This window comes from Ruegeria sp. CDSA241 (assembly GCF_059611265.1).
This window is the reverse complement of record NZ_JBXWPF010000018.1, coordinates 85,021-95,677: the sequence shown is the minus strand read 5'-3', so window position 1 is coordinate 95,677 and position 10,657 is coordinate 85,021. Positions and strand designations below refer to the sequence as shown.

10 protein-coding genes are annotated in these 10,657 nt (G+C 56.4%); 2 read left to right on the top strand and 8 right to left on the bottom strand.

Going from position 1 to position 10,657, the window contains the following annotated elements; translation table 11 throughout:
* Positions 1 to 93: 93 nt before the first annotated feature.
* The 5 genes from AC2FJV_RS16215 to glyA all read right to left on the bottom strand — a co-directional run bounded on the left by AC2FJV_RS16215 (position 94) and on the right by glyA (position 5,598).
* A complete protein-coding gene (locus AC2FJV_RS16215; protein WP_142639489.1) occupies positions 94 to 516 on the bottom strand; it encodes a universal stress protein in 423 nt (140 codons plus the stop codon).
* A 78-nt stretch (positions 517 to 594) separates the two neighbouring features.
* Entirely contained in the window at positions 595 to 1,968 is a 1,374-nt protein-coding gene (locus AC2FJV_RS16210) for an alanine/glycine:cation symporter family protein (RefSeq protein WP_496690355.1), read from the bottom strand.
* Between the two features lie 25 nt (positions 1,969 to 1,993).
* Positions 1,994 to 2,938, bottom strand: a complete 945-nt coding sequence (gene lipA, locus AC2FJV_RS16205; protein WP_496714077.1) for a lipoyl synthase — start codon at positions 2,936 to 2,938, stop codon at positions 1,994 to 1,996.
* A 14-nt stretch (positions 2,939 to 2,952) separates the two neighbouring features.
* Entirely contained in the window at positions 2,953 to 4,335 is a 1,383-nt protein-coding gene (gene lpdA / locus AC2FJV_RS16200) for a dihydrolipoyl dehydrogenase (RefSeq protein WP_496714076.1), read from the bottom strand.
* A gap of 9 nt (positions 4,336 to 4,344) precedes the next feature.
* Positions 4,345 to 5,598, bottom strand: coding sequence for a serine hydroxymethyltransferase (gene glyA / locus AC2FJV_RS16195; protein WP_496714075.1), 1,254 nt, complete (start codon positions 5,596 to 5,598; stop codon positions 4,345 to 4,347).
* 180 nt (positions 5,599 to 5,778) lie between these two features.
* Between glyA and AC2FJV_RS16190 the strand changes: the two genes are divergently transcribed.
* Positions 5,779 to 6,348 carry a helix-turn-helix domain-containing protein gene (locus AC2FJV_RS16190; RefSeq protein WP_185956736.1) on the top strand — a complete coding sequence of 190 codons (570 nt, stop codon included), beginning with the start codon at positions 5,779 to 5,781 and terminating at the stop codon, positions 6,346 to 6,348.
* Positions 6,349 to 6,352: 4 nt separating this feature from the next.
* Here AC2FJV_RS16190 and AC2FJV_RS16185 read toward each other — a convergent pair whose 3' ends face one another.
* Positions 6,353 to 7,231: a LysR family transcriptional regulator gene (locus AC2FJV_RS16185; RefSeq protein ID WP_281995892.1), complete on the bottom strand. Its 879-nt coding sequence runs from the start codon at positions 7,229 to 7,231 to the stop codon at positions 6,353 to 6,355.
* 103 nt (positions 7,232 to 7,334) lie between these two features.
* On the opposite strand from AC2FJV_RS16185, the gene AC2FJV_RS16180 reads away from it, so the two are divergent.
* On the top strand, positions 7,335 to 8,960 hold the full coding sequence (locus AC2FJV_RS16180) for a GMC family oxidoreductase (RefSeq protein WP_281995924.1): 1,626 nt from the start codon (positions 7,335 to 7,337) through the stop codon (positions 8,958 to 8,960).
* 62 nt (positions 8,961 to 9,022) lie between these two features.
* Here the strand turns inward: AC2FJV_RS16180 and AC2FJV_RS16175 are convergent, their stop codons facing one another.
* Complete coding sequence (locus tag AC2FJV_RS16175) at positions 9,023 to 9,526, bottom strand: GNAT family N-acetyltransferase (protein ID WP_334223320.1); 504 nt, start codon at positions 9,524 to 9,526, stop codon at positions 9,023 to 9,025.
* 11 nt (positions 9,527 to 9,537) lie between these two features.
* Complete coding sequence (gene ychF, locus AC2FJV_RS16170; RefSeq protein WP_281995894.1) at positions 9,538 to 10,635, bottom strand: redox-regulated ATPase YchF; 1,098 nt, start codon at positions 10,633 to 10,635, stop codon at positions 9,538 to 9,540.
* Positions 10,636 to 10,657 lie beyond the last annotated feature (22 nt).

Here is a 10,657-nt window from a genome sequence, read left to right as displayed (position 1 = left end):
CAGCCCGCAAAATCAACCAACTTCCCACCCAACTCAACATGCAAACCATGCAAAGGCGTGCGCCTAATATCCGTCATTTCAGGTACCTTTCGATCAGCGGGACTGGTCACGAACTACCATGACGGTGCAATGCGCATTGCGCACCACGCGTGCCAGGTTCGGACCAATTTCATAATTCGGGAAATCGCCCTTGGTCGACGCCATGACGATCATGTCGAAGCCCTCTTTGTGAGCGAGCTTCAGAATTTCGCGGTAGACGCTGCCCTCTTGGACATGGACAGCAACGCCCGCGGCGTCACCATTGTCCAAGATGGCCTGAACCGCGTTGCGCACATGCTCTTTGGCACCGGCGCCATAATTGGCGGGCAGGTTCGGCAGCTGGATGATCTCGGGGATGACGGCGACCGCATGCAGTTCGGCACCGTAGAATTTCGCCTGTTCCAATGCGACCGGCAATGCCTGTTTCCAGGAACGGTCGTCAGAGTGATCAATCGGCAGCAGGATTTTCGTGGCCATCACGCCTCTCCTCGAGATAGGAATTCTGTTTCAAGTCGGGGGGCCGGAATGGCCCCCCGTAGGTTTTCAGTGCCCGGATTATTCGGCAGGCGTGCCGCCCGGCTCTTCGGACTTACCACCGGAGGCAAAGAACTCTTTCGTCAATTTGAAGACGATTGGGCTCAGCAATGCCAAGGCGATTAGGTTCGGGATTGCCATCATGGCGTTCAGCGTATCTGCAAGCAGCCAGATAAAGCCCAGATCCGCGGTTGCGCCGAAGTAGATCATGATAATCCACAGAATGCGGTACGGCATCAGGGATTTGACACCCAGCAGGAATTCGACGCATTTCTCTCCGTAGAATGACCAGCCGAGGATGGTGGTGAAGGCGAAGATCGACAGCGCGATGGCGATCAAGTAGCCACCAATGCCCGGCAACGACATTTCGAAGGCGGCCGAAGTCAACGCGGCACCGGATTCACCCGTGGTCCACGCACCTGAGGCGATGATTGCCAAACCGGTGATCGAGCAGACGATGATAGTGTCGATGAACGTTCCCAGCATCGCGATCAGGCCCTGGTTTACCGGACCTTTGGTTTCGGCTGCTGCGTGCGCGATCGGGGCGGAACCCAGACCGGCTTCGTTCGAGAAGACACCGCGCGCCACACCAAAGCGGATGGCGGCCCAAACGGCTGCGCCCGCAAAACCACCTTCGGCGGCCGAGGGTGTGAAGGCGTAGGTGAAGACCAACGACACAGCATTGCCGATTTCACCGATATTGATCAGCAGAACCAGCAGACCCGCGATGATATAGGCAATCGCCATGAACGGAACCAGTTTACCGGCAACGGCACCGATACGCGTGATACCACCCAGGATTACAGCGGCGGTCAGAACCATCAGCACCACACCGGTGACCGAGGTATTCAGGCCGAAATTGGCTTCGAGAACCTGTGCAACACCATTGGCTTGCACACCGTTGCCGATACCAAAGGCTGCAACTGCGCCGAACAGGGCAAATGCAACACCCAGCCAGGCCCATTTCGCACCCAGGCCGTTCTTGATGTAGTACATCGGACCACCGACAAAGTTGCCCAGCTCGTCCTTCTCACGGTATTTCACCGCCAGAACAGCCTCGGCATATTTGGTGGCCATGCCCACCAGGGCGGTCATCCACATCCAGAACAAAGCGCCCGGACCGCCCAGGAAGACAGCAGTAGCCACACCGGCGATGTTACCCGTACCGATGGTCGCCGACAGCGACGTCATCAGTGCGTTGAACGGGCTGATTTGCCCATCGCCCTGACTTTCACGACCGGCAAACAGCAGCTTAAAGCCCGTGCCGATACGCAGGATCGGCATGAATTTCAGCCCCACCTGCAGGAAGAAGCCAACGCCAAGAATGAGGACCAGCATCAGCGGCCCCCACACGACGCCATTGATGGCCCCTACGATTGAATTTAACGCTTCCATGGTATTCCTCCCTAGCGCGTTTGGATTATGCCCCGGCAGCAATCGCCCGTTGGCGAGCTTGCTTGAGGGCGGCAAAGTCTTCGTCCGCGTGGAACGACGAACGGGTCAGCGGCGTGGCTGACACGTGCAGAAAGCCCTTTGAGCGTGCGATCTGCTCAAGCTGAGCGAATTCTTCCGGTGTCCAGAACCGGTCAATCGGGTGATGTTTTGCGGTCGGCTGCAGGTATTGCCCCACTGTCAGAAAATCGACATTCGCGGCGCGCAGGTCATCCATCACCTGCCGCACATCGCCAAGGCTTTCACCCAGCCCGACCATCAGGCCCGATTTGGTAAAGATCTCGGGGTTGGCGCGCTTGGCATCGTCCAACAGACGCAGCGAAGTGTAATACCGCGCGCCCGGACGCACCGTGGGATACAGATGCGGAACCGTTTCGAGATTGTGATTGAATACGTCGGGGGCGGCCGCAAATACCAGATCGGCCGCGTCCCCTTTGCCCAGAAAGTCGGGGGTCAGAACTTCTACCGTTGTGCCGGGATTCTGGTGGCGCACAGCACGGATGGTTTGGGCAATATGTTCAGCGCCGCCATCAGCCAGATCATCCCGGTCAACCGAGGTGATCACGACATGACGCAGGCCCAGCTTTTTCACCGCAACGGCCACACGGCCGGGTTCGAACTGGTCCAGAGCGTCGGGGCGGCCAGTGGCAACGTTGCAGAAGGAACAGCCGCGGGTACAGACCTCGCCCATGATCATCATGGTGGCGTGGTGCTTGGACCAGCATTCGCCGATATTTGGGCAAGCAGCCTCTTCGCAAACGGTAGCCAGATTATGGTCACGCATCAGGCGGCGGGTTTCGTAATATTCTGCGCTTTCAACCCGTTTCTTCCGAATCCATTTCGGTTTACGCGGAATGACACTGTCAGCCTTTTTGGCTTTTTCCGGGTGGCGAGGGCGAAGCTGGATGGTCATCTGGCTGATCCTCGTTAAGCGTGAATCGCACGGCCCAGGGCGTCAAGGCAGGCCTCTTTGACCGCCTCGCCCATGGCAGGGTGCGCATGACAGGTTGCGGCAACTTCAGCAACTGTTGCGCCTTTGGTCATGGCCAGAACCAGCTCGGCAATCAGGTCACCGCCATGCGCGCCGCAGATATGCGCGCCCAGGATTTGACCGTCATCGCCAGCCAGAACCTTGACCGCACCATCCGTTTCACCGGTCGAACGCGCCCGAGAATTGGCCATGAAGGCGAACTTGCCCACGGAATATTCTGTCCCCGCTTCTTTAAGCGCTTCTTCGGTCAATCCGACCGAGGCAACTTCGGGGTCAGTATAAACCACGCCCGGAACAGTGTTGTAATCCACATGTCCGGCCTGACCGGCCAGTATTTCAACACAGGCGACGCCATCTTCTTCGGCCTTATGCGCCAGCATTGGCCCTGGCACACAATCGCCAATCGCATAGATACCGGGCACCGAGGTCTGGAACGCTCCATCGACCTCGATAAAACCGTGTTGGTTGATGGCAACGCCCAGATCTTCCAACCCCAGTCCGCGCGTCACAGGGCGGCGGCCTACAGCGATCAGGACCTTGTCGGCCTCGATCACTTCTTCCTTGTCCTTGCCAACCCGGTCCACGATCAGGGACAGGCCCGCGTCGGTTTTCCCGACCGATTTCAGCGCCCGGCCCAATTGGAATTTCAACCCGCGCTTTGACAGGGCGCGCTGTGCCAGCTTGGTGATCTCTCCATCAATGCCGGGCAGAACACGGTCGAGATATTCAACCACCGTGACTTTGGCACCCAGACGCGCCCAGACCTGACCCAGTTCCAATCCGATGACACCGGCACCGATCACCACCAGATGATCCGGCACGGTGTCCAGCGCAATCGCCCCGGTCGAGCTGAGGATATCTTGCTCGTCAATCTCAATCCCCGGCAGCGAGGTCGGCTCGGACCCGGTGGCGATCAGGATGTTCTTTGCCTCATGGATCGTGTCGCCGACCTGAACCTGCCCTGCAGCCGGAATGCTGGCCCAACCTTCGATCAGGTCGATACCGTTCTTTTTGAACAGGAATCCGATCCCTTTGGTCAGGTCACCAACAATCTTTTCCTTGCGCCCCATCATCGCACCGATGTCGATGCTGGCCCCCTCGACCTCAATGCCATGGGAGGAGAGATGGCTGATCTCGGCATATTTGGCCGAGGAGGTCAGCAACGCTTTGGAGGGTATGCACCCCACATTCAGACAGGTTCCGCCAAGAGCACCCCGCCCCTCGACGCAAGCGACATTCATGCCCAGCTGAGCGGCACGAATGGCCGCTACATATCCACCGGGGCCACCGCCAATAACGATCAGGTCATAGGTGCTCATGATTTAACCTCAGTAGATCGGATGGCTCGCGCACAGGGCGCGGACTTTTTCACGAGTTTCTTTTTCGACGGTCGCATCCCCGTCAGACGACTGAGCCAAAGCGTCCAGCACGTTGCCAATCAGATGACCGATCGTCGTAAACTCTTCGGGGCCAAATCCACGGCTGCATCCGGCAGCGGTGCCCAGACGAATACCACTGGTAATCGTTGGCTTTTGCGGATCGCCGGGAACACTGTTTTTGTTGCAAGTAAAACCTGCACGCTCAAGCGCGGCCTCGGCATCTTTGCCAGTCACGCCGATGGGGCGCAGATCGACCAACATCAGATGGTTCTCAGTTCCGCCGGAAACGATGTCACAGCCTCGCGCCATCATCACATTCGCCAAAGCCGCCGCGCTGTCGACTACGCGCTGCATGTAGGTTTTGAACTCAGGCTTCAAAGCTTCACCAAAGGCTACAGCCTTGCCCGCGATCACATGCATCAGCGGGCCACCCTGCAGACCCGGAAACACTGCCGAGTTGATCTTTTTGGCGAGTGTTTCATCATTGGTCAGGATGATCCCACCGCGTGGTCCACGTAGGGTCTTATGAGTGGTCGACGTCACCACATGAGCGTGCCCAATAGGCGACGGATGCAGCCCAGTCGCCACCAGCCCCGCGATATGCGCCATATCTGCCAGCAGCCAGGCCCCAACCTTGTCAGCGATTGCCCGAAAGCGCGCAAAGTCGATTTTTTGCGAATAGGCCGATGCGCCCGCGATGATCAGCTTGGGCTTCTCAGCTTCTGCCAATGCCTCGACCTGATCATAATCAATCAGCCCGGCATCGTTCAGACCGTATTGCACCGGACGGAACCATTTGCCCGATTGCGCGGGTTTCGCGCCGTGGGTCAGGTGCCCGCCAGCATCCAGCGACATTCCCAATATCGTGTCACCGGGGCTAAGCAGCGCCAGCTTGACCGCTCCATTCGCCTGAGCGCCGGAATGAGGTTGAACGTTTGCGTATTCGCACCCAAACAGTTTCTTCAACCGCTCGATAGCTTCGGATTCGACCTCGTCGACATATTCGCAGCCACCGTAATACCGGCGACCGGGATACCCTTCGGCGTATTTGTTGGTCAGCACAGACCCCTGCGCATCAATCACCGCCTGCGAGACGATGTTTTCAGATGCGATCAGTTCGATCTGATCCGCCTGACGGGCACCCTCATGGGAAATCGACGCAGAGATTACCGGATCGGCCTCAGCCAGCGACGTTTTAAACATGGTCTCCTCCCAAGGTTTCGAATCCAATTCGCGAAACTTTGTTTCCTATAGTGGAATTTTTATCCTTAAGGCAACATTTTTCTTACAATGGTGAATTTGATTTTGATTGGAAATTATGCAAGCATCGATAAAACAGGGGGATTTCACGTGGCAGAAGAGAATTTAACGGATGTTTCCGGAATGGACGAACAGGACGAGGGTATGGCTCTGGGCCGCTCGATCCGCGACGCGCGCCGTGCAAAAGGCTGGACTTTGGAAGAAGCCGGTCGTGCTGCCGGGATCGGTCGATCAACCCTGTCAAAAATCGAAAACAACCAGACAAAGCCCAGCTTTGATATTGTTCGGCGGCTCACACAGGCGCTTGACCTCAGCACACCGCAGCTGTTTCTACAGTCCGGTCAATCGGGTATATCAGGCCGTCGCGATTATACGCCCAAGGGCGACGGTGAGATCAAGGACACCTCCACATATATCCATGAATTGCTGTGTTCAGAGCTGACCAGCAAACGGATGCTGCCCTATATCGCGACAATCAAGGCGCGCGACATTTCCGAATTTGAAAACTGGATTCGCCATTCTGGAGAAGAGTTCATGTTTGTCCTCAGCGGAGAGCTGACTTTTGTGTCGGAACACTACCGACCGCTGCCGATGAAAGCCGGGGACTCGCTCTATTATGACAGTGGAATGGGGCACGGCTGTATTTCAACCAGTACCGAAGATGCCCGTGTGCTTTGGGTATCGCTGGAATAGCCCACTAATAGAGTGACGTCACCCAACTTGCGAAAACCTGTACCTCGATGCGGTCTTCAGCGCCTTTGCGCTTAACCAGATAGTGCGAAGGTTGAATGGGCAGGCGGTAATCAAAAGGTGCCACCAGCAAACCCTGCTTAATGTACTCATGGGCAAAGCTTTCTAATACCATGGCCGCGCCCTGCCCCGCCGTGACGGCCTGCAAGGCCAAAAATGACGAATCCATTCGAAGCGTTCTGGAGGGCGCCCCCAAATTGAGCGTGTATTGATCGGACAATCTCATCCAGTCATTCTCGGACCCTTTGATTGCGACGACCCGGCCCTGGGCCAGATTTTGAATGCTCAGATCTGCGCCAAAAGATGCCGCATAATCGGGATGGCAGACCGGCACCGCACATTCATGGCCCAGATGCGAGACGATCCCGTCATCCCAGTCACCATAGCCGAACCGGATATCAATATCGCTTTCTTCCTCTCCAAACCGGTTCGCCCAGACGAAGGTGGAGAGGTCCACTTTGATGTCGGAGTGCAGGTTTTCAAACTCAAACAGTCTTGGTGCGATTACCAGCCCCGCACATGAGATGGAGGCCCGTATTTTGACCACCCGCCTGCGGGAATTGGTGAAAAGGCCGCTGGTTGCGTCTCTTAACTCGGAAAACGTCTTTTGAACCGGCATCGCATAGGCCCGCCCGATTTCGGTCAGGGCAACCCCGCGCGGCAAGCGTTCGAACAGGGATACGTTTAGGTGCTTCTCTAACAACCGTATCTGCTGACTGACGGCGGCTGATGTCAGCCCCAGCTCTTCTGCTGCCGCAGAGAAACTGTTGTGACGCGCGGCAACTTCAAAAGCCCGCAACCAGGTGACATGGGGCAGTTTCGCCATTTCTTACCTTCAATGAAAATTATGCCTAATGGGTAATATACATTGTTTGAATTGACAATCTTTGCGTGCAAATCATGGGGCCTATTACCCAAAACGGTTCGAGATGACGCAGACCTTCGACTATATCATCGTGGGCGCCGGATCTGCCGGCTGCGTGCTGGCAAACAAGCTGAGCGCGTGTGGCAGCCATAAAGTGTTGCTGATAGAAGCCGGTGGAACCGATCGCCGTTTCTGGATCAATGTACCGCTGGGATACGGCAAAACCTTCAACGATCCCAAGGTGAACTGGTGTTACTCTGCCCAGGCTGATCCCGGGTTGAACAACCGTCAGGCCTATTGGCCGCGCGGGCGGGTTATTGGCGGATCAAGCTCGATCAACGCCATGGCATATTTGCGAGGCCTCTCGCATGATTTTGATGACTGGGCCAAGGCAGGCGCAGAGGGTTGGAACTGGGAAACGGTTCGCCAGACATATGAGGCGATCGAGACCCATGTCGAAAGAGGCCAAACACCTTCGTCAACGGACGGACCCCTTGTGGTCAGTGATGTCAGTGAGGGCATGCACCCGTTTTCGCGCCACTTTCTGGAGGCCTCACGGCAGATGGGCTGGCATGTTTCGGACAATCTGAACGGTCAGGACGCCGAAGGGATGATGAACCTGCGCAGCACCGTCAAAAACGGCCGCCGCTGGTCATCAGCAGCCGCGTTCCTGCGCCCTGCGCTGAAACGCAGCAATCTGCGGGTGGTATCCAATGCTCTGGTGCAGAACGTCATTCTGGATCAGGGCAAAGCCACCGGTGTCCGCTATCACGTTGGAGGTCAGGTGGTTACGTCCTTCGCGATCCGTGAAGTCATCCTGTCTGCGGGAGCCGTAAACTCGCCACAGCTCTTGCAGCTTTCGGGGATCGGGCCTGCGAACCTGTTGAAAAGGCACGGCATCAAAGTGCGCCATAACCTGTCGCAGGTTGGACAGGGATTGCAGGATCATCTTGGCATATCCCATTTCTTTCATGCGACCGAGCCGACATTGAATAATACGCTTGGCAATCGGTTGGGACAGATGTTGTCCGGTATTCGTTATCTGCTGACCCGCAGCGGGCCACTCAGCGTCCCCGTCAACCAGGTCAGCGGCTTTGTGCGTTCGGACGAAACCGCCGAATTTGCTGATATGCAAATCTATTGCAATCCGATGTCCTATAAGACCGACACCAAAGGACAGCCGGGCGTTGATACCGAAGCAGGCTTTCTTCTGTGCGCCCAGCCCTGCAGGCCGACAAGCAGAGGGGAGATCAACATCCGTTCGGCAGATCCCATGGATGCACCCGCCATCCAACCGAATTCTCTCTCCACAAACCATGACTGCGACATGGCTATCAAAGCGGGTCGGGTGTTACAGAAGCTGGCGCAGACTGAGGCGATCCGCAGTGTTACGCGGACCCGGATAGAACCAGATGTTACGCGGATGAATGACGACCAGATGTTAGAGAATTTCCGCGCCAACGCCGGAACTATATTTCATCCAAGCTGTACATGTCGCATGGGGACATCGGAACAGGATTCAGTTCTGGATTCTCGACTGCGGGTGCATGGGGTGGCAGGCCTTAGGGTGGTCGACGCGTCCTCGTTTCCAAGCATCACCTCAGGCAACACAAATGCGCCTGTGATGATGCTGGCCGCGCGCGGCGCGGACCTCATTCTGGAAGATGCCACAAAGCGCATGAACGCTTGAAGCAGAGGGAAAGAAGACCGTCTTACAGAATATTTGGTCTGGAAAGGGGCCTCATTCCCTGATCAGGAAAAGTGCAACGCATAGACGTTGTTCAAATACTTCTGATCGTCGATCTGAAAGTGGGTCTCTCCAATGAACTCAAAACCCTTGGCCAGATAGAACTTGATGGCCGAGGTGTTCTCAGCATTGGTCATCAGCCAGACCACATCTGCCCCCTGATCCCGGCAATGTTCCAGCGCAGCTGCCAAAAGACGCCTTCCGATACCTTTTCCGTGATGGCGCGGCTGGACGTAGAATGTCGATATCTCCATGCCCCACCACCCGGAAACAGGGGCGATGCGTGCAGGGGAAACACGGATGAACCCGTCAATCCCCTGATTATTGTCGGACACCAGAATGAATTCATCCGGGTTTTGAATCTGTTCTAATACTTTGCTTGTTGTGAATTCCGACAAGGCGAAATCTGCAAAAATCCCACTGACACCATGTTTGAGGTAGGTTCCGATCCATACTTCAATCGAGATGGCAGCGATACTGGACGCATCTGACTTTTCTGCAGTTCGCAATGCCAAGGCGCTTAGGTATTAAACAAGAAGTGCATCACATCGCCATCCTTGACGACATAGCCCTTGCCTTCGGCGCGCATCTTGCCTGCCTCTTTGGCGCCTTGCTCTCCGTTTGCCGAAACATAGTCGTCATAGGCGATCGTTTCAGCACGGATGAAACCCTTTTCGAAATCGCCATGGATGACGCCAGCAGCCTGCGGCGCGGCGGTGCCGGTGCGGATGGTCCAGGCGCGGGCCTCTTTCGGGCCGACGGTGAAATAGGTTTCCAGCTTCAGCAGGTCGTAGCCTGCGCGGATCAGACGGTCGAGACCTGGCTCTTCCAGCCCCATTTCCTCGAGGAACATCTGCGCTTCGTCCTCTTCCAGCAGGCTAATCTCTTCTTCGATCTTGGCACTGATAATGACGTGCGAGTTGCCTTGCGCTGCGGCCATTTCAGCCACACGGGCTGAATATTCATTGCCCTCGGCAGCCTCTTCTTCCGAGACGTTACAGACATAGAGAACCGGTTTGGTGGTCAGCAGTTGCAGCATTTTCCACGCCTTGTCGTCTTCGTCGCTAACTTCGACCAGACGCGCGGGTTTGCCATCTTCCAGCATGGCCTGCGCTTCGGCAAGCAAACGTTCCTGTTGCTGTGCCTCTTTGTCGTTGCCCTTCAGCTTGCGCACCAGATTGGCACGGCGCTTTTCGATGCTTTCCAGATCGGCCAGCATCAGTTCGGTCTCAATCGTATCGGCATCCGCCACGGGATCGACGCGGCCATCGACATGGGTCACATCACCATCTTCGAAGCAGCGCAACACATGAGCGATGGCGTCAGTCTCACGGATGTTGGCCAGAAACTGGTTGCCCAACCCCTCGCCCTTTGACGCGCCCTTTACCAGGCCCGCGATATCCACAAACGTCATTCGCGTCGGGATGATCTGCTTTGAACTTGCAATCGCCGCCAGCTTGTCCAGCCGGTCATCGGGCACCGCCACATCACCCACATTGGGTTCAATGGTGCAGAACGGGAAATTCGCCGCCTGAGCAGCCGCTGTCTTGGTCAGCGCATTGAAGAGAGTCGACTTGCCCACATTCGGCAAACCCACGATTCCCATTTTAAAGCCCATCTCGGCCTCCTGAAGCGATACG